This is a genomic window from Streptomyces sp. G7(2002) (genome assembly GCF_028870195.1).
Classification (GTDB): domain Bacteria; phylum Actinomycetota; class Actinomycetes; order Streptomycetales; family Streptomycetaceae; genus Streptomyces; species Streptomyces nigrescens.
On record NZ_CP102609.1, the window covers coordinates 3036539 to 3059628 of the forward strand.

The 23090-nt window shown below is 74.4% G+C and carries 19 protein-coding genes and 1 pseudogene; 12 read left to right on the top strand and 8 right to left on the bottom strand.

What is annotated here, in order from left to right; translation table 11 throughout:
• Positions 1-113: 113 nt before the first annotated feature.
• The gene (locus tag NUT86_RS12435; protein ID WP_274735161.1) at positions 114-983 is read right to left on the bottom strand and encodes a HalD/BesD family halogenase; all 870 of its coding nucleotides are present in this window, start codon (positions 981-983) and stop codon (positions 114-116) included.
• Positions 984-1351: 368 nt separating this feature from the next.
• Here NUT86_RS12435 and NUT86_RS12440 point away from each other — a divergent pair, with 368 nt between their 5' ends.
• Together NUT86_RS12440 and NUT86_RS12445 are read left to right on the top strand one after the other, a co-directional pair.
• Positions 1352-3367: an oxidoreductase gene (locus tag NUT86_RS12440; RefSeq protein ID WP_446750760.1), complete on the top strand. Its 2016-nt coding sequence runs from the start codon at positions 1352-1354 to the stop codon at positions 3365-3367.
• A gap of 74 nt (positions 3368-3441) precedes the next feature.
• Complete coding sequence (locus tag NUT86_RS12445) at positions 3442-4008, top strand: PadR family transcriptional regulator (RefSeq protein ID WP_109889233.1); 567 nt, start codon at positions 3442-3444, stop codon at positions 4006-4008.
• A gap of 92 nt (positions 4009-4100) precedes the next feature.
• Here the strand turns inward: NUT86_RS12445 and NUT86_RS12450 are convergent, their stop codons facing one another.
• The 3 genes from NUT86_RS12450 to NUT86_RS12460 form a co-directional block, all read right to left on the bottom strand.
• Positions 4101-4373, bottom strand: a complete 273-nt coding sequence (locus NUT86_RS12450; protein WP_018090148.1) for a hypothetical protein — start codon at positions 4371-4373, stop codon at positions 4101-4103.
• Positions 4374-4523: 150 nt separating this feature from the next.
• Complete coding sequence (locus NUT86_RS12455) at positions 4524-6086, bottom strand: AMP-binding protein (protein WP_274735165.1); 1563 nt, start codon at positions 6084-6086, stop codon at positions 4524-4526.
• Between the two features lie 92 nt (positions 6087-6178).
• Entirely contained in the window at positions 6179-7087 is a 909-nt protein-coding gene (locus NUT86_RS12460; RefSeq protein ID WP_159488490.1) for a Gfo/Idh/MocA family protein, read from the bottom strand.
• Positions 7088-7399: 312 nt separating this feature from the next.
• Between NUT86_RS12460 and NUT86_RS12465 the strand changes: the two genes are divergently transcribed.
• The 6 genes from NUT86_RS12465 to NUT86_RS12490 all read left to right on the top strand — a co-directional run bounded on the left by NUT86_RS12465 (position 7400) and on the right by NUT86_RS12490 (position 14069).
• The gene (locus NUT86_RS12465) at positions 7400-8872 is read left to right on the top strand and encodes a hypothetical protein (protein ID WP_274735167.1); all 1473 of its coding nucleotides are present in this window, start codon (positions 7400-7402) and stop codon (positions 8870-8872) included.
• Positions 8869-10005, top strand: a complete 1137-nt coding sequence (locus NUT86_RS12470) for an ARPP-2 domain-containing protein (protein ID WP_274735169.1) — start codon at positions 8869-8871, stop codon at positions 10003-10005. The genes NUT86_RS12465 and NUT86_RS12470 overlap by 4 nt, the downstream gene beginning before the upstream one ends.
• A 204-nt stretch (positions 10006-10209) precedes the next feature.
• A complete protein-coding gene (gene glnII / locus NUT86_RS12475; protein WP_018090153.1) occupies positions 10210-11232 on the top strand; it encodes a glutamine synthetase in 1023 nt (340 codons plus the stop codon).
• 182 nt (positions 11233-11414) lie between these two features.
• Positions 11415-12332 carry a DUF6891 domain-containing protein gene (locus tag NUT86_RS12480; RefSeq protein ID WP_274735172.1) on the top strand — a complete coding sequence of 306 codons (918 nt, stop codon included), beginning with the start codon at positions 11415-11417 and terminating at the stop codon, positions 12330-12332.
• A gap of 1 nt (position 12333) precedes the next feature.
• Positions 12334-13035: a rhomboid-like protein gene (locus NUT86_RS12485; protein ID WP_274735174.1), complete on the top strand. Its 702-nt coding sequence runs from the start codon at positions 12334-12336 to the stop codon at positions 13033-13035.
• A gap of 404 nt (positions 13036-13439) precedes the next feature.
• On the top strand, positions 13440-14069 hold the full coding sequence (locus NUT86_RS12490; protein ID WP_266448237.1) for a winged helix-turn-helix domain-containing protein: 630 nt from the start codon (positions 13440-13442) through the stop codon (positions 14067-14069).
• A 7-nt stretch (positions 14070-14076) separates the two neighbouring features.
• On the opposite strand, the gene NUT86_RS12495 is transcribed toward NUT86_RS12490, so the two are convergent.
• The 3 genes from NUT86_RS12495 to NUT86_RS12505 are packed head-to-tail and all read right to left on the bottom strand — an operon-like array spanning position 14077 to position 16467.
• On the bottom strand, positions 14077-14790 hold the full coding sequence (locus NUT86_RS12495) for a DedA family protein (RefSeq protein ID WP_109889247.1): 714 nt from the start codon (positions 14788-14790) through the stop codon (positions 14077-14079).
• Entirely contained in the window at positions 14783-15670 is an 888-nt protein-coding gene (locus NUT86_RS12500; RefSeq protein ID WP_274735176.1) for a lysophospholipid acyltransferase family protein, read from the bottom strand. The genes NUT86_RS12495 and NUT86_RS12500 overlap by 8 nt, the downstream gene beginning before the upstream one ends.
• Positions 15667-16467 carry a GNAT family N-acetyltransferase gene (locus NUT86_RS12505; protein WP_274735177.1) on the bottom strand — a complete coding sequence of 267 codons (801 nt, stop codon included), beginning with the start codon at positions 16465-16467 and terminating at the stop codon, positions 15667-15669. Before NUT86_RS12505 ends, NUT86_RS12500 begins: the two co-directional genes overlap by 4 nt.
• A 314-nt stretch (positions 16468-16781) precedes the next feature.
• On the opposite strand from NUT86_RS12505, the pseudogene NUT86_RS40635 reads away from it, so the two are divergent.
• From NUT86_RS40635 to NUT86_RS12525, 4 genes and pseudogenes are all read left to right on the top strand, one after another.
• A pseudogene (locus NUT86_RS40635) lies at positions 16782-16901 on the top strand (histidine kinase); the annotation flags it as partial.
• A gap of 244 nt (positions 16902-17145) precedes the next feature.
• Entirely contained in the window at positions 17146-20274 is a 3129-nt protein-coding gene (locus NUT86_RS12515) for an alpha-N-acetylglucosaminidase (RefSeq protein WP_446750821.1), read from the top strand.
• A 50-nt stretch (positions 20275-20324) separates the two neighbouring features.
• The gene (locus NUT86_RS12520) at positions 20325-20555 is read left to right on the top strand and encodes a DUF397 domain-containing protein (protein ID WP_018090162.1); all 231 of its coding nucleotides are present in this window, start codon (positions 20325-20327) and stop codon (positions 20553-20555) included.
• Positions 20556-20653: 98 nt separating this feature from the next.
• Positions 20654-22633 carry a hypothetical protein gene (locus NUT86_RS12525; protein ID WP_274735181.1) on the top strand — a complete coding sequence of 660 codons (1980 nt, stop codon included), beginning with the start codon at positions 20654-20656 and terminating at the stop codon, positions 22631-22633.
• A 12-nt stretch (positions 22634-22645) separates the two neighbouring features.
• Here NUT86_RS12525 and NUT86_RS12530 read toward each other — a convergent pair whose 3' ends face one another.
• Positions 22646-23068 (bottom strand): DUF4345 domain-containing protein, encoded by a 423-nt coding sequence (locus NUT86_RS12530; protein WP_274735183.1) that lies wholly within the window; start codon positions 23066-23068, stop codon positions 22646-22648.
• Positions 23069-23090 lie beyond the last annotated feature (22 nt).

Here is a 23090-nt window from a genome sequence, read left to right on the forward strand (position 1 = left end):
CGTGGGGACCTGTGCTGTCACTCGTCCATGGTCGCGCCGTCACCCACCGTGTCCGCTCTTTGGGGAGTGCGGAACGGGGCACGGTCGCGGCGGGGGGGCGCTCGTGCCGTCCGCTAATCCAGCAGCCGGTCGCCGCGGACGGCCCGGCCCTCGGCGGCGGTGTGTGCGGGCAGTACCCGGCCGAAGAGCTGCCGGGTGCGTGCCACGCCCCCGATGACGCCGGGCCGCTCGCTGTAGGCGAAGATCGCGGAGTGGCGCGCGGTCTCGCCGCGCACCGGACTCACCCGGTGGAGCGAGTAGCGGCCCTTGAACAGCTGCAGGTCGCCGGGGTGCAGCGGGAGGCGCCGGATCAGCCGTTCGCCCCGGCCGTCGAGGACGTCCCGGACGTCGTCGAAGTGCTCGTCGTGCGCGGACCGGATGTTCGGGCAGTACTCGAAGACCCCGCCGTCCTGGGCCTGCCGGGTGAGCATGCTGACGGTGAACTCGTTGGTGTCGAAGTGCCAGGGGTGCTCCATGCCCGGGGCGACGACGTTGAGCACGAGCCCGGAGAGCGGGTCCGCCAGCTCGTGCAGCCGCGGCAGTCCGAAGCAGCGGGCGAGGAAGTCCTGGAAGACCGGCTCGGAGTAGAGCCGGCTGATGAGGGAATCGGCGGGGACGCGGTCCCGTGGGACGAAGGCGTTGCCCCGCTGGAAGGTCCGCCGGCCGGGGTGGTCGGCGGGCAGCGCCGAGTCCACCGCGATGTTGTAGACGTTGACCGTCTCGATGTCGTAGTGCGCCTGGGGGGCGATGGCGGCGCACTCCTGCTCCAGCGCCGTGCGCAGCGCCGGGCGGATGAAGTCCGGCAGCACGGTGCAGCCGAGTGTCAGGAGTTCGTGCCGGGCCCGGGAGATCACGGCCTGTCCCCCGGCACTGTCGGGTTCCGGCAGGGGGTACCGGTCGGTGTCGACCACCTGGTCGAGCGTGAGGGTTTGCGCAGTGCTCATTCGATCCTCTCCACATGCGGGCAGACCGTCGTGAGCCGGATGCCGCCCGCGGCCGCGCGGCCCCGCTGCGGACGCCCCCTCCAGGCGGTCCCCGCGGTCCGCGCGCCGTCGGGGCGCGCCCCCGGCTCGTCGGCAACTCCTCTTGCAGCAACTCCACCGAGGAGCAGCACAGTTGAAGCTCCCACAGCGCCGCCGGGGTTGTCTGTGACACGTCGCACTGCGCGACGCGGTAACTGCGATCCGTGGGGTGGGGAGCGGGGCGCCGGCGGGCGGCGGAGTCGTCTGCGTCACGTTTTTTGCAACTTGTTGCATAACCTCGCCGGCTGGTCTACAACTACTGCCACGACCACCGCGCCTGGAGGCCCCCCATGAGCCAGTTCCCCCACCTGATGAGCCCGCTCGACCTCGGGTTCACCACCCTGCCCAACCGGGTGCTGATGGGGTCGATGCACATCGGGCTGGAGGAGGCCGAGAACGGCTTCGCGCGGATGGCCGCCTTCTACGCCGCCCGCGCGAAGGGCGGTGTCGGCCTGATGGTGACCGGCGGTATCGCGCCGAACGACGCCGGCCGGCCGTACGAGGGCGGGGCCAAGCTCACCACCGAGGCGGAGGCGGCGCAGCACCGGACGGTGACCGACGCGGTGCATGCGGCGGGCGGCCGGATCGCGATGCAGATCCTGCACTTCGGGCGGTACGCGTACCACGCGGACCTGGTCGCGCCGAGCGCCCTCCAGGCGCCCATCAGCCCGTTTGTGCCGAACGCGCTCACCGACGACGAGGTCGAGCAGACCGTCGAGGACTATGTGCGGGCGGCGGAGCTGGCCAAGTCCGCCGGGTACGACGGCGTCGAGATCATGGGCTCCGAGGGCTATCTGATCAATGAGTTCATCGTCGGCGCGACCAACCGGCGCACGGACCGGTGGGGCGGCTCCTACGAGAACCGGATGCGCTTCCCGCTGGAGATCGTGCGCCGCACCCGGGAGCGCGTCGGCACCGACTTCATCCTGATCTACCGGCTCTCGATGCTGGACCTCGTCCCGGGCGGTTCGACGCTGGAGGAGGTGGTCACCCTCGCCAAGGAGATCGAGGCGGCGGGGGCCACGATCATCAACACCGGTATCGGGTGGCACGAGGCCCGTATCCCCACCATCGTGACCTCGGTGCCGCGCGGTGCCTACACCTGGGTGACGAAGCGGCTGATGGGCTCGGTGACCATCCCGCTGGTGACCAGCAACCGCATCAACACCCCTGAGGTCGCCGAGGAGTTGCTCGCCGACGGACGGGCCGACATGGTGTCGCTGGCCCGGCCCTTCCTCGCCGACCCGGACTTCGTCGCCAAGGCGCGGGACGGCCGGTCCGAGGCGATCAACACCTGCATCGGCTGCAACCAGGCCTGCCTCGACCACACCTTCAGCGGGAAGATCACCTCCTGTCTGGTCAACCCGCGGGCCTGCCACGAGACCGAGCTGGTCCTCTCCCCCACCCGGCGGCGCAAGCGGCTCGCCGTGGTCGGCGCCGGGCCGGCCGGGCTCGCCTGTGCCGTGTCCGCGGCCGAGCGCGGCCATGAGGTCACCCTGTTCGACGCCGCGGCCGAGGTCGGCGGGCAGCTGAACATCGCCAAGCGGATCCCGGGCAAGGAGGAGTTCGACGAGACCCTGCGCTACTTCCGTCACCAGCTCGACAGTCACGGCGTGGACGTACGGCTGAACTCCCCGGTCACGGCCGCGGACCTCGGGGCGTACGACGAGGTCGTGGTCGCCACCGGCGTCACCCCGCGCACCCCGGAGATCGAGGGCATCGACCACCCGAGCGTCGTCAGCTACCTCGATGTGCTGCGGGACGGGGCGCCGGTCGGCGAACGCGTGGCGATCATCGGGGCGGGGGGCATCGGCTTCGATGTCGCCGAGTTCCTCACCGATGCCGGCGACTCGGCGAGCCAGGACCCGGAGGCTTACTTCCGCGCCTGGGGCGTCGACACCGCGTACGGCGACCGGGGCGGGCTGCGCGCGCCCGAGCGGCCCAGGACCGCGCGGCAGGTGCATCTGCTCCAGCGCAAGCCGTCGAAGGTCGGCGCCGGCCTCGGCAAGACCACCGGCTGGATCCACCGTACGGAGCTGCGGCACCGGGGCGTGACCATGGTCGCCGGGGCCGCGTATGAGCGGATCGACGACGAGGGCCTGCACCTCACGGTCGACGGCACGGCCACCACCCTCCCCGTGGACACCGTCGTGCTGTGCACCGGACAGGAGCCGCGCCGGGACCTGTACGAGGAGCTGCGGGCCGAGGGGCGCGCCGTGCACCTCATCGGCGGTGCGGATGTCGCCGCGGAGCTGGACGCCAAGCGCGCCGTCCAGCAGGGGACGGAGCTCGCGGCGGCCCTGTGAGCCGCTGCCCGGCCGGGCCCGCGGCAGGCGCCGCGAGCCCGCCGCGCCCCGGTCGCCGCGCCTAGGATTCCCCCATGTCACTGCCGCACGCGATCCTCACCGCCCTGCTGGAGAAGCCGTCGTCGGGGCTGGCGCTGACCCGTCGGTTCGACCGGTCGATCGGCTACTTCTGGTCGGCCACCCACCAGCAGATCTATCGCGAGCTGGGCAAGCTGGAGCAGGCCGGGTTCATCCGGGCGCTGCCGAGCGCGCAGCCGTCCCGGGGGCAGAAGAAGGAGTTCGAGGTGCTGCCCGCGGGCCGCGCGGAGCTGACCCGCTGGGCCGGTGGTGAGCAGGACTCCAAGCCCATCCGGGACGCGCTGCTGCTGCGGATGCGGGCCTCGGCGGTGGTCGGGCGGACCGGGCTCGATGCGGAGCTGCGGCGCCATCTGACGCAGCACCGGCGGCAGTTGGCGGAGTACCAGGAGATCGAGGACCGCGACTTCGGGGCGGCCGCGGATCCGGAGGACCGGTTGCGTCGGCTGGTGCTGCGGGCCGGGATCGGGCTGGAGACCTTCTGGGTGGAGTGGCTGGCGGAGGCGCTGGCGGAGGTGACGGACATGGACGCCGCGACGGCCCCGGGGGACGGCGCGGACGGCTGAGCCGGGCCCGCGGGCCCGGCGGGGAAGCGCACGGTGCGGCCGGCCCCGGAGAAGTCCCGGGACCGGCCGCCCTGTTGATGCGCCGGGAGCCGTCAGCAGTTGTCGTAGATCAGGGCGCGCACCAGACGGCAGGTCGTGTCGGACGGGGCGTGGACCCCTATCTCGGCCGCGGTGCTGCGGATCTTGCGGTTGTGGGCCTGCTCGGGGCGGTAGACGCCGGTGTCGAGCAGGGCGATGGCCAGCCGCATGGCCTTCAGGCGGCGGTTGTGCGATTCGTACCGCTCGCGCGGCCATCCCGCGGGCAGCGGCTTCTTGGGCAGTGGGTGGGCCGGGAGAGGCTTCGTCATGAGTGTGGCAGCGGCCATCGGCGACCTCCTGGAGCGTTGGAAAAACCCTCACTGACTGGTTCCCATTCTACTGGCCACCACTGACAAAAGCCCCTGGCCAGGGGGGATTTGACGGCGGGAGAAGGGGCTTGCCGGAGGCGCGGGAAGGGCCTTGCTGACGGCCTTTGGTCAGACCGCGGCGGCCAGGGCGCGCAGCTGTGTTTTGTCCGGCTTGCCGACGGGGGTGAGGGGGATGGCGTCGACGAGGTGGACGACGGCCGGGGCGTACAGGGCGCCCTGGTGCTCGGTGACGAAGGCGCGCAGGACGGCGGGGTCCACCCGGTGGCCCGGGGCGGGGACGACCGCGGCATGCACCTCCTCGGTCTCGTCCGGTCCGCGCACCCCGTAGACGGCGCAGTGGGCGACCGCCGGGTGGGTGTGCAGCAGGTCCTCGACCTCCGCCGGGTGGACATGGCCGCCGACGACGATGATCAGGTCCTTGACCCGGTCGACGAGGTAGAGCCGGCCGTCGTCGTCCAGCATGCCGACGTCACCGGTGCGCAGCCAGCCGTCGCCGGGCAGCGCCTGCGCGGTCAGCTCCGGCTGCTTCCAGTAGCCGGACATCACCCCGGCGGAGCGTACGTGGATCTCGCCCCGCTCCCCCGTCGGCATCTCCCGCCCGTCCGCGTCGCGGACGGCCAACGTCACACCGGGCAGCGGGCGGCCGACGGTGATCCGGCCGCCGGGCCCGGCGCGGAGATGGTCCTCCGGACGGGCCTCGGTGATCGTCATCGCCTCGGACATGCCGTAGACCCCGAACAGCACCGGGCCGAAGACCTCGGCGGCCCGCGCCAGCCGGGAGGGCGAGGCCGCGCAGCCGCCGTAGGTGAGGCGGGTGAGGGTGCTGAGGTCGGTGGCGGGGAGGGTGGGGTCGTCCAGGAGGCGGTAGAGGAGCGGGGGCAGCAGCCAGAGGTGGGTGATGCGTTCGCGTGCGACGGCGGCGAGGACGGCCGTGGGGTCGAAGGCGCGGTGCAGGACGACGGTGCCGCCGGCCGCGAGGGTGGCATCGGCCAGCACGCCCGCGAGATGGGCGAGCGGGGTGCAGGCGAGGAAGCGGGGCGGGTCGCCGGCGGCTTCCATGCGGTGGTGCAGGATCATCCCGGCGTAGGGAGCGTGCGCCATCCGCACTCCCTTGGGGATGCCGGTCGTGCCACCGGTGTGCCGGATGCACCAGTCGTCCTCGGGACGGGCGGCGCCCGGCACTTCGGGAGTGGCGGGGAGGGCGGCGCAGGCGGCCAGGAGGTCGGGGCCCAGGCCGCCGGCCGCGGGCTCCCCGCCCAGGGTCATGACGTCGGGGGCCGGGCCCCGGAGGTGGCCGAGCAGTTGCCGTGCGGTGCCGTGGAGGGCCGGGTCGACGAGGAGCAGGGCGGTCTCGGCGCTGTCCGCGATCCGGGCCAGGGTCGCGGCGGCCATACCGTCGTAGAGGAAGACGACCCGGGCGCCGAGGTGGTTGGCGGCGTAGCGGGCGGCGAGCACCTCGGGGCGGTTGCCGCTGAGGAGAGCGACGGTCCGGCCGCGGCCGATGCCCCGGCCGGCGAGCACCGCCGCCATGCGGTGGACGGTGTCGTGCAGGGCACCGGCGGTGAGCGCGTCGCCGCCGTCGCCCGTGGTGAGTACGGCCCGGGAGGGGTCGCGGGCGAGGACGGCGAGAAGGGCGTCGGTATAGCTGGTGAAGCCGGTGGCGGACGTCATGGCGTGGGGCTCCCTGGGCCGGTGCGGGCGGGTGACGGTCCTGACGCTACGGACCCTCACTCATGCCCTCCACGACCAATTCCGCCATGTAGTCATGCCTCTTGAGGCATGAGCGGGCTCAGCTTCTCCTCCGCCGCCGCGAGGATTTCGGTGACCCGGAGGCCGAAGTGGACATCGCAGGCGTTCGGCAGACCTGTTCCCACGGCGGCGAGAAGGGCGTCGACGGCGCGGTGGTAGGCCGGTTCGGGGCCGCCCGGGCGGCGGGGCAGGGTGGTGATGCCGGCGGTGCCGCGGAGGGTGACCTCGACACCGGCGGCCGCGGCCGGTGCGGCCAGACCGACCGTCGCCGTACTCGCCGCCCCGCTGCTGTGACGCATCGTCAGCAGCACCGTGTCGGCCGGGCCGCGGGTGGCGGTGACCGCCTCCGCGTCCCCGAGGACCGGCAGCAGCACCGACAGCGCATGCGGGCCGACGTCCCACAGGCCGCCCTTCGCCCGGCGCCAGGGCGAATCGGCGTACGGGCTGGAGCTGTCGTCGGCGAAGACCGAGCCGAGCCAGTCGGCGTGCGCGGTGAACCAGCCGCCGGCCGCGGCCTGGGCGGCGATCCACTCCCCTTCCTGCTCCCCGAAGCGCGCGGTGAAGAACACCACCGAGGCGACCCCCGCGCGGTCGGCGGCATCCGTGAGGGCGCGGGCCTCGGGCACCGAGGTGGCGACCGGCTTGTCCAGGAGGAGGTGGCGGCCGGCCTCGGCGGCGCGGACCGCCAGCGGGGCCTGGACGGACGGCGGCAGGGCGAACGCGACGGCGTCGCAGTCCGCGAACAGCTCGTCGGGGGCCTCGTACGGGCGGCTGCCGTGGACCTGGGCCAGCGCCGCGGCGGCCTCCGGCCGGCGCCCCCAGATACCGGTGAGCTCGACGCCGGGGTGCGCGGCGAGGGCGGGGGCGTGGACGCTCCGCGCCCAGGGTCCGGTGCCGAGGAGTCCGATGCGCAGGGTCGTCATGGGGCCAGTCTCTCGCGGGGTGCGGGGCGGGGCGCCGATTTCGTCGCCCGTGCCGTGGGGTCCCTCCGGGGCGGGCCCACGGCGCCGGGCCGCCGCGCAGGCGTTAGGGCCTGTCCGATGCGCCGCGGACCCGGCCATGACCCATCGGACAGGCCCTTAATCCCCGTGCCCCGCCCGCCCGGCCGGTGCTACGTTGCACCGGCCGGCCGCGGGACTCCGGTGCGACTTCCGGACCTGCTCTGCAAAGCAACGATTCGCTGCTCGTGCCCCCATTCCCCGGCCGGCATCCGACGACGGGCGGGGGAGGGCCGCGTGGAGAGCTCCGCGGATCTGGTGGCGGCCGAGGACGTGCTGCTGTTCGTGCATGCCGCGATCACGTCCACCGGGCAGCGGGAGTTCCACTCGGGCGCGCAGGAGCAGCAGCTGTCGCTGGACTTCCTGCACGCGTACGTACGCATCAACTACCGCCCCCTGTATGCCGCTTCGCTGGCGCTGGACATCAACGACCACAATGCGGCGCTGATCGTGCGCGGGCTGCTGGAGACGGCGGGCGAGGCGACGGCGCAGGAGCGGCGCGCCGAGGGGCGGCTGATCGCGGCCCGGCTGGCGCGGCTGCCGGCGCCCCGCGTCTACCGTCTCTTCCGTGCGCTGCGCGCCGCCAAGGTCAACAACCGGCGCACCCGCGCGATCATGCGCGACTGGCTCGCCGCGCGCCCGGACCTGGCGCTGGACGCGGTGAAGTACCGCGCCGGCCTCAAGTGCGCCGCGCGGCACGCGCATCTGCCACTGACCGGCGGGCGGGGCGGCGAGCGGAAGGACGGCGACGGCGAGCTGGGCGACTTCCTCTTCGCACCGGGCCGCCGCACACGGTTCGCCACCCCGCTGCTGGACGCCTGGCGGCGGGCCCACTACGAGCAAGGCGCCCTGTACGAGCTGCCGTTCACCGTCGCCGAGGGGTTCGCCTCGAAGCACGGCATCGGCCGCCGCGCCTTCCTGGAGCGCATCGCGCCTCGGATGACCCGGCTGGAGCGGCTGCGGGTGCAGGAGTCGGCCCGTGCGCACCGCGCCGAGGTGCCCACCGATCTGCGCGGGATGCCGCTGACCCGGCTCGCCTCGTACGTCCTCGGGCTGTCGCTCGACGACCGGGCCGCGCGGCGCGCCGAGCTGACCGGTGCGCTGCGGGCCGCGGCGCGGCGTACGGCGGGGGCGCAGGCCGGGACCTGGGGCCGGGTGGCCGCCGTCCTGGACGACAGCTTCTCCACGACCGGCTCGCGGCAGAAGCGGCGCCGTCCGCTGGCGACCGCGCTGGCCTGCCACTTCCTGCTGGAGGCGCTGGCGGAGTGCTATCTGCCGCGGTGGACGTCGGGGCGGCAGGACGCGCTGCTCGCGTACCCGTACGGGCCGACGCCCCTGGGGATGCGGCTGCTGGAGGCGCTGGAGGACGCACCGGAGCGGCTGGTGATCGTCTCCGACGGGTGGGACAACGCCCCGCCGGGCCTGGCGGGCGAGGTGCTGCGGATCTGGCGGACCCGCCTCGACCCGGAGCACCGCACCTCCGTCGTGCATCTCAACCCGGTCTACGACGCCGAGGACTTCGCCGTCCGGCGGCTGGCCGCCGCGGTGCCGACGGCCGGGGTGCGCAATGCGGAGGACCTGCCGGCGCTGGTGCAGCTCGCGCGGTTCGCGGAGGGCCGTACGGGCCTGGCCGAGCTGCGGGCCCATCTGGACGACCGGGTGCGGCAGTTCCTGGCGGAGAAGACGGACGAGGCGGGTGTGACGGTATGAGCAGGCTGGATCTGAGCGGGCTCACCGTCCGCCCGGCGCAGGTGTGGGGCGCGGTCCGGCTGGTCCCGCTGGTGCGTGCGGAGCCGGTCGCCGGTCTGCGGCTGCACCGCGAGCTCTACGAGGACGGGCCGGCGACGGTGCGGGCCGACGGCCGCACGACGTACTCCACCACCTACCTTCCGCACGGCTTCGTGGCGGACTGGACGGGGGACGGATCGCCCGCGGCCGCCTACGGCTCGCAGTTGACCGAGGGGCGCGGCCCGGTGGCGTGTGCGCCGCTGCACTTTCCGCGCAAACTCGCCCAGAAGCGACGGGGCAAGGGCCGCCCGTCCGGCGGCTCCTCGGGCTCGCTGCGTTTCCTGCCGCTCCATCTGGCGCTCGACGGCTATCTGGCGCTGCATTTCGGCGGCCCGTCGATCGTGTGGGAGGAGTGGACCCGGCGGGCGGTGTACGAGGGGCTCACCCCGCGTGCGGAGCGGGCGTACCGGGGCGAGGCGGTGCCCGGTCTCGACGACGCGCTGCGGGTCTTCGAGATCCATCCGGGGCAGTGCGGGGTGCTGCTGTATGTCGCCGACGCGCTCGCGGCCGCCTTCGTGGTGCCGCACCCGGACGACTACCGGGCCCTGCATGCTTCTCTCCTGCAGGACCTGTACGGGGAGCTGCTGTACCACTACGCCCTCTACGGCGGGCCGGTGCCGGAGTTCACGACCCGGATCACGGCGGAGTACATCAGCTCGCTCGCCCAGCTGCGGTCCGCCGCCGAGCGGCGGCAACAGGAGTGGGCTGACCAGCATGCCGGCCTGATGGCGGGCGAGCTGCTCGACGAGTCCTACGACGTGCGGGAGGTGTACCGGATGGGCCGGTTCCGGCTGTCGCGGTTCCTGCCGCCGTTCGCGCTGCACCGCACCCAGCACATCGGCGAGACGATCACGGACGAGAAGGGGCGGGTCGTCTATCTCAAGACGTTCCGGCTCTCCGAGAAGCAGGTCCGGCGCGGCCATGTGCTGCACCGGCTCGCGGCGCACGAGTGGCATCTCGGCCGCACCGCGGAGGCGATGGGGATCACCGTCGAGGAGCTGGCCCGCCGGATCAGGCGTCTGGGGTTCGAGGGGCTGCTGAAGCAGCACGCCTGAGGTCTGCGTCACATCGGAATAGCGGGAAGACAGCCCTACCAAGGCAAGCAATCGCAGGTAGGTGGCGAAGAAAACCTTGGAAAAGCCTGGATGTCCGGCTCGGTAACCTGTGGTTCACAAACGGGCAACGGACGAGAAATGGCGCGTTGCGAGAGTGCGTGAGTACGCCCGCACCGTACCCGCACCGACCGTGAAGAGGACCCCGTGACCATCAAGGCTGAGTACATCTGGATCGACGGCACCCAGCCGACCGCCAAGCTCCGCTCCAAGACCAAGATTCTGACCGACGGCAGCAAGCTGCCGCGGTGGGGCTTCGACGGTTCCAGCACCAACCAGGCCGAAGGTCACGCCTCGGACCTCGTGCTGGAGCCGGTGTTCAGCTGCCCGGACCCGATCCGCGGCGGCGACCACCTGCTGGTGCTGTGCGAGGTGCTGCACACCGACCTCACCCCGCACCCCTCCAACACCCGTGCGCTGCTGCGTCCGGTCGCGGAGAAGTTCGCGGACCAGGAGGCCATCTTCGGCATCGAGCAGGAGTACACCTTCCTCAAGGGCGACCGGCCGCTCGGCTTCCCCGAGGGCGGCGGCTTCCCGGCTCCCCAGGCCGACTACTACTGCGGAGTGGGCGCCGACGCGATCTTCGGCCGGGAGATCGTCGAGAAGCACCTCGACCTGTGCCTGGCGGCGGGCCTCGGCCTGTCCGGCATCAACGCCGAGGTCATGCCCGGCCAGTGGGAGTTCCAGGTGGGCGCACTGCCCGCGCTGGAGGTCTCGGACCACATGTGGGTGGCGCGCTGGCTGCTGCACCGCGTGGCGGAGGACTTCGGTGTCACCGCGTCGCTGGAGGCCAAGCCGGCCAAGGGCGACTGGAACGGCGCGGGCGCGCACACCAACTTCTCCACCCGGGCGATGCGCGAGGGCTACGACGCGATCATCACCGCCTGCGAGGCGCTGGGCCAGGACGACAAGCCGCTGGAGCACGTCCGCCAGTACGGCACCGGCATCGAGGACCGTCTGACGGGTGCGCACGAGACCGCCCCCTGGGACGCGTACTCCTACGGCGCCTCGGACCGCGGCGCCTCGGTGCGGATCCCCTGGCAGGTCGAGGTCGAGAAGAAGGGCTACATCGAGGACCGGCGGCCGAACGCCAACGTCGACCCGTATGTGGTCACCCGGCTGATCGTGGACACCTGCTGCACCGAGCTGGCGCGCCGCGAGCAGATCTGACACCACCGGGAGATCTGACACCGCCGGAAGAGCGGTACAGCGGGTGAGCGGGGCCGGGCCGGCATGGTCCGGCCCCTCCGCATGCCGGGGCGGCGCCCTCCCTCCGCATGCCGGGCACGGCGGCCGGCGGCGGACGCGACAGCTCCGGGCCGTTTGTCAGTGGCGGCTGGCAGGCTGAGGACATGCTTGCGATCACCGTGACGACCGAGACCGGTCCGGTCCGGTCCCGCCCGGCCGCCGAGGAACTCACCGGGCTGCTGCGCCGGATCGGCGCCGACGACGACCATTTCGTGGTCGCCGGGCGCTGCCCCGACGAGGCACATGTCTATGCGCAGACCTGGCGGGACGGCGACGGGCCGTTCCAGGTGGAGTACCGCGACGGCGCGCCGGAGCGGCACTTCCGCGCGCACAGCGACGACCCCGAGCAGGTCGTCGAGGTCTTCCTGGACTGGGCGCGCGGCGGGGAGACCTGGCGCACGGCGCTCGACTGGCAGCCCGCCGACCTGTACGCGACGCCCGGTCTGGCCCCGGAGACCCGGGCCGCCGCCGAGGAACGGGCCCGTCAGGGCATCCGCTCCGGTTTCCGGGACTTCTCGCAGATCGCCCAGGACGTCTGTGACTCCTTCGGCCCCGAGGACACCCCGGTCTCGCCGGACGAGGCACGGCGGATCGTCGCGGGCCTGTGGGAGGAGCGGCTCGCCGAGCAGGCGGGGTGGCCCGAGGTGACCGACGCCGACCGGGTCGCGCGGGCCTTCGCCGCGCTGGACTCCCAGGGGCTGACCGCGCGGATGCACTTCAGCTGCTGCAGCAACTGCGCACTGGGCGAGATAGCAGCCGAACGCGCCGACGGGGACCGGGGCTTCGTCTTCTTCCACTACCAGGACACCGAGTCGGCCGCGGCGGGCCACGGTCTGGCGGTCCGGTACGGCGCCTATGCGCAGGACGGGGAGGCCTCCGGGGCGGACCGCGCCGAGGTCGGGCGGGCGGTGGCGGCGGCGCTCTCCGCGGCGGGGCTGCCGGTGGAGTGGGACGGCGATCCGGACCGGGTCATCGACGTCACCCCGCTGGACTGGCGCAAGCGACTGCCGGCGGGGGCCTGAGATGCACAAGGCCATGGCGGGTGTCCTGCCCGGCGGTCTTCCGCGGCGGGCCGCACCGGGTGTCCGGCGCGCCGCCGTGCCCTGGGCCGCGCCGCTGTATGTCGGGGCCGTTCAGCTCGGTGCGTACGCCACCGCGCGGCTGCCCGCCCGGCGGCGCACGGAGCTGCTGCGCGCGCACTCCACCAACGTCGCCAATCTGCGGGCCGGCCGGTGGCGGACGCTGGTCACCAGCGCGGCGTTCGTCGAGCATCCGCTGCCGGTGCCGTACGGCGCCGCCCTGCTCGCCGCCCTCGGTACGGCCGAGGTGCGCTGGGGCGCCCGGCGCGCGGCAGGGGTGTTCGCGGCCGGGCACATCGGGGCCAGCCTGCTGGTCTATGCGGGCCTGCGGGCGCGGGGCCACGGCCGCCCCGCCCAGGCGCCCGTGGGGGACGCCCCGTCGGACACGACCGCACAGGCCCTCGATGTCGGTGCCAGCTACGGCTTCAACGCCACGGTGGGCGCGCTGGCCGCGACCGTCCCGCACCTGGGCGTCCGGGCGGCGGCGACGGCCGGTCTGCTGACGCTGGCGGCCGTTCCCGTGCTGCGCCGCGGGCGGACGTTCACCGACGCCGGGCATCTGGCTGCCCTGGTGCTCGGGGTGGCGATGGGGGCGGGGATGCGCAGCCGGACGGGCGGGGACGGAGCGGGAGCGAACCAGACATAGGAGACAGAGCGCCGCGCATCGGATTCCGGCCATGCCCCTCCCCCGCTGCGCGGTCGCCAACTCCGGTGCGGAGAAGCCGAGTCGGGTCCCGATCGCCGCCGGTCACGGCGCCGGTGCGGGTCCGGCGCGGCGGAATCGCGTCACAGGACGCTCCGCACGAGGGACAGAACACCGACCGTCTGGTTCAATAGGGCCATGGCCAGCCTCACCGACACCGCGACAGGTCGCAGCGACCTGGAGCCTTTCTGGCCCTCCCGGCAGGCGCACGCCTTCGACCGTCTGTGTTGCCGCGCGCACTGAGCGCGGGCCCGCACACGCCTCACGACGCCGTTGACCGGCGCCTTTAGCCCTGCCCGCGCGCATGACGTCCCCGACGCCCCTCTGCGCGAAAGAGCTGACCCCTGATGACGAACCTCCGTACCCTGGCCGCCGGTTCCGCGACGGCCCCCCTCCCTGCCGCTCCCGCACCGCACGCCCACCGCCACCGGCTGCGCGCCGTGGCACCCGACGAGGCCCTCCCGTCACCCGCCACCACCCCGGACGCGGGCGCCGCGCACCGGACCGCGGTTTCGGTCGCCGAGCTGCTGGACTCCGGCGCGACCTGGCTCCCGGCGCCCCAGCACAGCCTGCCCGCACTGCCCGGCCAGCCGCCGATGGTCGGTTACCTCGTCCTCGTCCCGGCCGAGCAGGCCGCCGCCACCGCTCCGCAGCCGGCCGCCGGGCCCGAGGCGCCCGCGACGACCGGCGACGCGCTCGTGCGGATCGACCCCGAACAGCGCACCGCGCAGGTCCAGGACCGGCCGCTGGACCTGACCTACCTCGAATTCGAGCTGCTGGCCCATCTGGTCGCGCATCCGCACCGGGTGCACACCCGCGACCAGCTGGTGACCACGGTGTGGGGCTACGGGCATGTCGGTGACGGCCGCACCGTCGACGTCCATGTCGCCCGGCTGCGCCGCAAGTTGGGCGCCGAGCACCGGTCGTCGATCGTGACGGTGCGGCGGGTCGGCTACAAGTACGTGCCGAGCATCTGAGGCCGGGTCAGACACCCTCCTGCCGCCGCCGCAGGCCCGGCCGGGCGGGGAGCCGCTCCCCCGCCCGGCCGGACACCGCTCCCGCACGGGGACCGCACCGCTTCGGCGTACCCCGGTCCGCCGTGGCACCCCGCCGGTGCAGATATCCCGCACCGCACGCCGCCACCAGCCCGATGCCGGAGACCAGCAGCATCCCCTTGGCCGGGGAGTCGGTGAGCGCCGCACCGCCCAGCCCGCCGAGCGCCGCGCTGCCCAGCGCCCAGATGCCCGCACCCACCGCGTCCAGCACCACGAAGCGGCGCAGCGGGAAGCGGACACTGCCCGTGGACAGGGCGGCGACCACCCGGCCGCCGGGCACGAAACGGCCCGCGATGATGAGCAGCGCGGCGTTCCGTTCGACCTTGGCGCGGGCCCTGAGGTGCCGGGCCCGGCCGCGCTCACCGCGCAGCAGCCGGGCGCTCGCGCGCGGGCCCGCGTACCGCCCCACGGCGTAGCCGAGACAGTCCCCGGCCAACGCCCCGGCCGCCGCGACGCCCGCCAGCAGGGCGAGCAGCGACGGGTCGGGGCCGATGAGCACGGCGACCAGGACGACCGTGGTCTCGCTCGGCATGAACGGCAGCAGCGCATCGAGACCGGACACCAGCAGGACGACCAGCCACAGCCAGGGCGAGCCCAGCATGCCCTGCAGGGGCGCGGTGAGCTGGTCCAGCTGCTCAAACATGGGCCGGAGCGTCCCGCGGCGGGGCGTGCGGCACCGGCGCGGCGGGCCGGAGTGCGGCGGCCGGCCGCGGCGCGCCGCTGCCCGTCGCCGCCGTCACCGGGCGGCCGCCCAGCGCCGCCCGGGCCGCCAGCTCCGCCAACTCCCGCCGGTCCAGGCCCCCGTCCCACGACGTCAGCGCCGGATGCGCGGTGACCCGTACGGTCAGGGCACGGGCCGCGAGCACCCGGCGCAGCGAGCCCGCGAAGGTGTCCTCCCCGCAGAACGCGGCGACCGTGCTGGGCAGGCCCTGCTGGGTGTAGTCGAGGGTCACCGGGCGGACCGGCGCGCCCGCGTCGATGGCGGCCTGGAAGGTGGCCCGGCGGAAGGTGCCCGCCTCGGCGGTGCACCAGGTGGTGGCCTGCGGGAAGACCGCCACCGACCGTCCGGCGCCGAGCAGTTCGGACACCTCCCGCACGGTGTGCGGCAGCCGGCGGGGGTGGGTGCGGTCGATGAAGTGCGTACCGGCTCGGCGCGCCAGGCCGCCGACGACCGGCCAGCCGCCGACCTCGCGCTTGGCGAGCAGGGTGACCGGTTCGACGGAGAGCAGGGCGAGGATGTCGAGCCAGGAGACGTGGTTGACGACGACGAGGGTGCCGGGGCCGTCCCCGACGGTGAGCGGGGCCGCGCCCTCGACGTGGATGCCGAGCGCGTCGAGCAGCGCGCGGGCGTGGGTCCGCAGCCGTCCCGGCTCGGCCATCCGCGCGCCGTCCGTCAGCGCCCGCCGCACGCTGCGGGCGAACGCGGCGCCGCGCCGGGCGATATGGGTGGCCGGTACCCGCGGCAGGGCGTGCGCCGCACAGTCCGGGGTGCAGTCGGACCGGACGTCGAAGGGGCCGTTCACCGCTCCCCCAGGAAGTAGCGCCGGTAGCGGTCGCCGAGCCGTTCCATGTCCAGGACGACGAAGAAGTCGGCGACCTCGAACTCGGGGTCGTGGGCGGGTGCGCCGCAGATGACGGCGCCGATGCGCAGATAGCCGCGGAGCAGCGGCGGCAGCTGGGCGAGGCTGGGACGCCCGGGGACGGGGAGCGTGGTGTGCCAGGGGTGGTGCGGGGTGACCTGGAGCTCGGGCGGTGCGGCGTAGCGGGTCCGGCCCAGTTCCCAGGCGTGGGCGGCGGCGGTACCGCCGTCGGCGAGCGGGACGGAGGCACAGCCGGCGAGGTAACGGTGGCCGGAGAGCAGGGTGTAGCGGGCGAGGCCGGCCCACATCTGGGTCATGACCGCGCCGCTGCGGTGATCAGGGTGCACACAGGAGCGGCCGGCCTCGATGAGGGAGGGGCGCAGCTCCGCCAGGGCGCCGAGGTCGAACTCGCCGTCGGAGTACAGCCGCGGGCTGCGGCCGGGCGGCAGCAGCCGGTAGGTGCCGACCACGTCGCCGGTGGCGGTGTGGGTGACGATGAGGTGGTCGGCGAGCTCGTCGACGGCGTCGATGTCATGGCCGGCCAGCGGGGAGTGCAGGGTGGCGCCCATCTCCCCGGCGAAGACCTGGTGGCGCAGGCGTTGTGCGGCGCGGATCTGTGCGCGGGTGTCGGCGATCTCCGCGGTGTAGCCGGGGTCGGCGGGGGCGGCGGGGGTGGCTGCCGGTGCGGGGGTGGGAGCGGTGCGGGGGACGGCGGCGGACGCGGTCGATGCCATGCTCATGAGAGCCCTCCATGGGGAGTGGGGAGGCTGTGGGAGTCGACGGGCGGTGGAGACAACGGGGGCCAGTGGGGCTGCGGGCGAGCGGTGCGCTCCACGGTGGTGCCGGATACACCCCTGCCGGGGACGTAACCCCATGACCTGGCCCTTCTCTACGCGGCAGACTGTTCCCGTGTCCGACGGCCGGGCGCGTGAAGCCCAGGGAGCGAACGGATGAGGGTCCGCAGAACACTGGTCGCCGCGGCCCGGGGGCCGGGGATCGCGCTCGCCGTGAAGCTGGGTCGGTCACGCTGTTCGTGCTGATCGTGGTGTCGCCGGCGCTGCACGACGGCGCCCAGGCGCGGCTGGTGGCCATGGGCATGAGCCTCGGCACCATCGAGGCCCTGGTGGAGAAGGATCCGGCCCGGGCGAAGAAGCTGCTCGCCCGGGCCCGGGAGTGGATGGAGATCCCGGTCGAGATGGCGGTGGCCCCGCCGCGGCGGGTGGCGGCGCCGGTGGAGTCGGTGGCGTGACATCTTCGCCAAGCTCCAGCTGCCGCCGTCGGACGACGACAACCGGCGGGTGCCGGCGGTGCCGGCCTACTTGGACCGCGGCTGGCCGACCGTTAGCGTGCCCTGCGCACGGGACCGTTGTGAGCACCGAGCACTGGGGGCACACGTGAGCCGACCGTCACGACGCGCACTGTTGGGAACCGCCGGAGCGATCGGCGCCGGGGCGGCGTTCGGCGGGGCCGCCCCCGCTGCCGCCTCCGGGGCGCCGTCCGCCCGGCGCCAGGAGCGGGCACCCGCGTACGACACCGCACCGGCACGGGCGGCGCTGGCCCGGCTGCTGCCGCGGCACGCCGACCAGTTCGCGCTGGAGCCGCTGACCCCGGACGGCGACGGCGACCGCTTCCGGGTGGCGGGCCGGACCGGCCGGATCACGGTCTCCGGGACCACTCCCGCGGTACTGCTGACCGGCGTCAACTGGTACCTCAAATACACCTGCCGGGCCCATCTGTCGTGGGCCGGCGACCAGGTGGAGCTGCCCGCCCGGCTGCCCGCCCCGGCCGCCCCCGTCGAGCGGGCCACCTCGCTGCCGCACCGCTTCGCCCTCAACGACACCCACGACGGCTACACCGCCCCGTACGCGGACTGGCCGCGCTGGGAGCGGCTGATCGACGGGCTGGCCCTGCGCGGGGTCAACGAGGTGCTGGTCACCCCGGGCACCGAGGCCGTCTACCACCGGCTGCTGACCGGATTCGGCTACTCCGACGCCGAGGCCCGCAGTTGGCTCCCGGCACCCTCGCACCAGCCGTGGTGGCTGCTGCAGAACATGAGCGGCTACGGCGGCCCCATCAGCCCCGAACTGATCGCCAAACGCGCCGAGTTGGGGCACAGGATCACCGGCCGGCTGCGCGAGCTGGGCATGCGCCCCGTACTTCCGGGCTACTTCGGCACCGTCCCGGACGGTTTCGCCGCCCGCAACCCCGGGGCCAGGACCGTCCCGCAGGGCACCTGGGCTGGTCTCAAGCGCCCCGACTGGCTCGATCCGCGCACCGACGCCTTCACCGCCGTCGCCGCCGCCTTCTACCGCCACCAGGAGCAACTCCTGGGCCCCGCCGACCACTTCAAGATGGATCTGCTGCACGAGGGCGGCGACCCCGGTGACGTACCGGTACCGGACGCCGCCCGCGCGGTCGAGAAGGCGCTGCGCACCGCCCGTCCCGGGGCGACCTGGGTGATCCTGGGCTGGCAGGACAACCCGCGGCGCGAGCTGCTGGACGCCGTCGACCACGACCGGATGCTGATCGTGGACGGCCTCAGCGACCTGGACACGGTCACCGACCGGGAACGGGACTGGGGCGGGGTGCCGTACGCCTTCGGCTCCATCCCCAACTTCGGCGGCCGCACCACCCTCGGCGCCAAGACCCACATCTGGGCCGAGCGCTTCACGGCCTGGCGCGACAAGCCGGGCAGCCGGCTCGTCGGGACCGCGTACATGCCGGAGGCCGCCGAGCGCGACCCGGCCGCGTGCGAGCTGTTCGGCGAACTCGCCTGGCGGGAGCGCCCGGTGGACCGCGAGGCGTGGTTCGACGGCTATGCCGACCTCCGCTACGGCGCCCCCGACGACCACGCCCGCGCCGCGTTCGCCGCGCTGCGCACCAGCACCTACGCGATCTCCAGCAAGGACGGCCGCCCGCACGACTCGGTCTTCGCCGCCCGCCCGAACCTGGCCGCCCGCTCCGGCACCGTCTACGCCACCCACACCCCGGCCTTCGACCCGGCGGTCTTCGACACCGCGTTCGCCGCGCTGCTGGCGGTCCGCCCCGCGCTGCGCGGCAGCGACGCCTACCGCCACGACCTGACGGACGCCGCCCGGCAGGCGCTGGCCAACCGGTCCTGGCAGCTGATCGGGCAGCTCCAGGACGCCTACCGGCGCAAGGACCGGGACACCTTCCGGGCGCTGTCCGCACTCTGGCTGCGGCTGATGCGGCTCAGCGACGAGGTCACCGGCGCCCACCGGCAGTTCCTGCTGGGGCCGTGGCTGGCGGACGCCCGGGCCATGGCGACCGGCCCCGAGGAGGAGGCGCGGCTGGAGCACAGCGCCCGGGCGCTGATCACCACCTGGGCGGACCGGGCCACCGCCGACGGCGGCTCGCTCGCCAACTACGCCAACCGCGACTGGCACGGCCTGATCGGCGAGGTCCACCTCCCGCAGTGGCAGGCATACCTGGACGAGCTAGCGGACGCCCTGGCGGCGGACCGGCCGCCGAAGACCTTCGACTGGTACGCCACGGAGGAGCCCTGGACCCGCGCCCGCACCAGCCATCCGCTGCGCCCGACGACCGACGCCCACCGCACCGCGCGGCGGGTCCACGACACCCTCGCCAAGGCCCCCTACCAGGGCACCCTCACGGTCACCGCCGACCCGGCCGCGCTGCCGCCGGGCGGCCGGGCCACGGTCACCGCGGCGCTGCGCAACGTCAACGGGCTGCGGGCGACCGGCCGGGTGGACTTCGCACTGGCCGGTGTCGAGGCCACCGCGTCGGGCCCGGTATCGCTGCCCTCGGTCCCGCCCGGCGGCACCGGCCGCGCCCACTGGCGGGTCACCGCCCCGCCCGGCCCCCTGGAAAACCCCCTGCGCCCCCTCCCCTACGACCTCACCGTCGACTACGGCCCGCAGGGCGCGCCGCGGGTCCGTACGGCACGGCACGGCACCCTGTTCGTGGCGGGGCCTCTGGACCCGGCGCTGCGGACGGTCACCACCAATGCGGCGGTTTTCGGCCAGTTGGACGACCGTTTCGCCATCCATGGCGCGGGCGCGGACCTGTGGAAGGCCACCGCCGAGTTCGGCGCGGTCTACCGGCCGGACGTCCTCACCGCCGGCGGCACGGTCACCGTCGAGGTGACCGCCCAGGACCCGACCGGCCCCTGGGCCCGCGCCGGCATCGTCGTCCGCAACCGCCTCACCCCCTCCGCCCCGGGCTCCGCGGACGCCCTCGGCTTCCTCAACCTGTCCGTGACGCCCGCCAACGGCGTGGTGCTGTCCTACGACGCCAACGGCGACGGCACCCTGGACACCTACCGGCGGCTCACCGGCATCACCGCGCCCGTACTGCTCCGGCTGACCCGCGGCAAGGACACCGCGGGCTCCGGTACCTACACCGGCGCCTGCTCCACCGACGACGGCGCGACCTGGCGCGAGATCGCCACCGTCACCGTCCCCGGCGCCGCCGCCCGGCAGGACACCGGGCTGCACCAGTCGGCCGCCAACTCGGCCACCGGGGACGGCGGGACGGCCGCATTCCGCCGCTGGAAGCTCGTCTGAGCGCCGCGTACGCTGAGCCGGGAACGGACCACGAGCGAGGGGATCACGGTATGAGTGCCGCAGCTGAGAAGGAGTGGCTCTACGCCCTCGACATCTCCGACGCCACCTGGCAGCGCGCCCCCGGCGACTCCGAGGAGGCCGTGGAGATCGCCTTCCTGGAGCGGGGCGCGGTGGCCATGCGCAATTCCACGGACCCCGATGTGGTGCTGCGCTACACCGAGGCGGAGTGGCGGGCCTTCGTCCTCGGCGCACGGGACGGGGAGTTCGACCTCCAGCGCTGAAGCCGCCGGCCCCGGCAGCCTCCACCGGCCCTCACGGCCACCCCTCGGGGTGCCGGGAGGGCCGGTGACCATCACAGGATTCACTCGTTTCACCGAACGTGAAGCAGCAGCAGAAACAGCAGCAGGCGACACCCCGGCGTCCGGAGCGCACCTCCCCCGGCAGCGTCGAGGACTTCGGTGACGTCATCGACGTCGAGCAGGCCGAGGCGGCGCTGGTGGAGCACTACCCCCGCCTGGTCCGGCTGGCCTATCTCGTACTGCCGCCCGGCCAGAGCCGCGGCCGCCGGGTGCTGTCCGCCCATGGAGTGGTGCAGCGGGCCCTGCCGCGCCAGCGCAGTTCCACCCGGGGGCTCGGGCTGCCCGCCCAGCGCACCGGCGCGGACGCGGCGATCGACCCCGGCTACGCCTTCGTCCGGCTGCGGGTCCTGCGGTCCGCCCTGGCCGGCGGGCGGACGCGCCGGTGGCTGCCGCTGCCGCCGCTGCTCCCCCAGGTGTGGGGTCTGCGGCTCTTCCCGCGCTCCGGCGGCGCCGATGAACTGGCGCTGGACCAGGCGCTGTCGGCGCTGTCCGGGCCGGGCCGGGCGGCGTTCGTGCTGCGCGATCTGGAGCGGCTGAGCGCGCCGGAGACCCGCCGGGTGCTGGAGGCGGCCGGGGTGGCGCACCCCCGGGAGGCGCTGGACGAGGCGGAGCGGGCCACGACACCGGCCGGGAGCCGGGACCGTTCGCTGCTGGAGTCGGCGGAGTTCGACCCCTGTGCGCTGCAGGCCAGGCCGACGGATCTGATCCGGCGGCGGCAGCACGGCCGGGCGGTGCTGGCGGCGGGCGCGGCCGTGCTGGTGTGCGGGGCGCTGCTGGGGCTGCCGGGCGAGGGCTGGGGCCCGGACGGCGCTGCCGCCCCGCCGTACGCGCAGAACGCCGCGGCCGAAGCGGCCCTGAACCCGGGCAAGTTGACGGTGACCTCCGCGGCCGCCTGGAAGAGCGCCGCCCGGCAGGACTTCTCGGCCTGGCCCGCCCGCGGCGACCGGGTCCACGACCGGGCGCTGCTGCGGCGGGCACTGGCCGTGTGGGCCAGGCCCGGGGCCGGGGTGCAGGTCTCGGCGACCCCCGGCACCCCGGCAGGCCCGGCGGCCGGTCCGGCCCAGCTGCTGTTCGCGGGGGTGGTGAACCACGCCGTGGTGGTGCTCTTCCACGACGGCCTGCGGGTGGTGCGCTATGCGGAGGCGGCGGACGGCGAGGGGCAGAGCGACGGCACGGGCGCGGCGCTGGACTTCGCGCGTACGGACGGCGCGGCGGCGGCTTCGGCCAGTGCGCTCGTGGTGAGCCGTACGCAGGGCAATGTGCGCTATCTGACCGCCCCTTGGGTGAAGTCGGCCCGGCTGGTCGACCTGGTCAAGCCGGAGGCGGTGGACCAGCCGGTGGCGGTCGGGGCGGGCGGGGTGACCGATCCGGTGCCCACGGCACAGCCCACCGCGCAGTGCACGACCTGGCCGGCGCTGCGGATGGGCGGCCGGCTGCTGACCGATCTCGGGGAGCTGATCCCGGCGCGGCTGACGTACGGCAGCCCGCGCAAGCCCGGTGACGTGACCACCCCGAAGGCCCGGACGGCATGGGCGCGTACGGCCTGCCAGCTGGCCGTGGTCCGCGGCCAGGGGGTCCGTTCGGTCAACTCCTGGGAGTTCGCCCGGCAGCCGCTGCCCGGCGGCGCGGGCACCGCGGCCTGGCTGTGCACCCGCGCCGAGACCTGGCGCGGGCCGGGCAGCCGGACGATGGCGCAGATCCAGACACCGGCGCCGGGCGGGCAGCCGTATGCGCCGGGCACGGTCGCGGCGCGCGCCGAGGGCGGTACGGCCTGCGGGCCGCGGGCGCCGCGGGTGCTGGCCGGGGTGCTGTGGAAGGCCGCCGACAAACGGTGGTGGCTGCTGGCCGCGGGCAGCAGCCAGGTCAGCTCGGTCACGGCGACCGGCGGGGTCCCCGGCCAGGTGACCGGGCGGCTGCTGGCGGTCCCGGCGAAGGCGGGCCAACGGGCGGAGCTGACCGGCCGGCTGGCGAACGGGCGACGGATCGAGGCGCTCCGCTAAGAGGGCTCCGGCCTAGAGATGCACGCGCTCGGCCCGCCGCGGCGAGGGCCGGGCCGCCGCCGCCCGCTCATCGGCGGAAGCCAGCAAGAAGTACAGCGGCGGCAGGACGAGTTCGAGGACGGTCAGGGCGGTCTGGAACCACTGCGGCGATCCGTGGACGCCCATCGACAGCAGCCGGCCGAGTCCGCCGAGCAGAAAGATGCCGGCGAGCCACCGCACCGCCCTCGCCGGGACCGGCGACTGCCGTGCCGCCCAGATCCAGGCGAGACCGTAGCCGAGGAAGACCGCCCCGTAGAACCGCTCCCGGCTGTCGACGGTGGCACCCGCCGAGCCCTCCCCCGGTACCGAGTCGATGCCGAGCGCGAAGTGGAACGCGCCGATCGCCACACAGGCGGCGCCCATCGCCAGCGCCAGCCACTTGAGAAGTCCGGCCATGGCCCGGTCCCCTTTCCCCGTT

Bases quoted from the DNA above. Each gene is read 5' to 3' on its own strand.
- NUT86_RS12440 (WP_446750760.1), top strand. From the start codon at position 1,352: ATGAGCCAGTTCCCCCACCTGATGAGCCCGCTCGACCTCGGGTTCACC.
- NUT86_RS12505 (WP_274735177.1), bottom strand. From the start codon at position 16,467: ATGAGCATGGCATCGACCGCGTCCGCCGCCGTCCCCCGCACCGCTCCC.
- NUT86_RS12445 (WP_109889233.1), top strand. From the start codon at position 3,442: ATGTCACTGCCGCACGCGATCCTCACCGCCCTGCTGGAGAAGCCGTCG.
- NUT86_RS12480 (WP_274735172.1), top strand. From the start codon at position 11,415: ATGCTTGCGATCACCGTGACGACCGAGACCGGTCCGGTCCGGTCCCGC.
- NUT86_RS12460 (WP_159488490.1), bottom strand. From the start codon at position 7,087: ATGACGACCCTGCGCATCGGACTCCTCGGCACCGGACCCTGGGCGCGG.
- NUT86_RS12455 (WP_274735165.1), bottom strand. From the start codon at position 6,086: ATGACGTCCGCCACCGGCTTCACCAGCTATACCGACGCCCTTCTCGCC.
- NUT86_RS12520 (WP_018090162.1), top strand. From the start codon at position 20,325: ATGAGTGCCGCAGCTGAGAAGGAGTGGCTCTACGCCCTCGACATCTCC.
- NUT86_RS12485 (WP_274735174.1), top strand. From the start codon at position 12,334: ATGCACAAGGCCATGGCGGGTGTCCTGCCCGGCGGTCTTCCGCGGCGG.
- NUT86_RS12530 (WP_274735183.1), bottom strand. From the start codon at position 23,068: ATGGCCGGACTTCTCAAGTGGCTGGCGCTGGCGATGGGCGCCGCCTGT.
- NUT86_RS12450 (WP_018090148.1), bottom strand. From the start codon at position 4,373: ATGGCCGCTGCCACACTCATGACGAAGCCTCTCCCGGCCCACCCACTG.
- NUT86_RS12435 (WP_274735161.1), bottom strand. From the start codon at position 983: ATGAGCACTGCGCAAACCCTCACGCTCGACCAGGTGGTCGACACCGAC.
- NUT86_RS12495 (WP_109889247.1), bottom strand. From the start codon at position 14,790: ATGTTTGAGCAGCTGGACCAGCTCACCGCGCCCCTGCAGGGCATGCTG.
- NUT86_RS12470 (WP_274735169.1), top strand. From the start codon at position 8,869: ATGAGCAGGCTGGATCTGAGCGGGCTCACCGTCCGCCCGGCGCAGGTG.
- NUT86_RS12490 (WP_266448237.1), top strand. From the start codon at position 13,440: ATGACGAACCTCCGTACCCTGGCCGCCGGTTCCGCGACGGCCCCCCTC.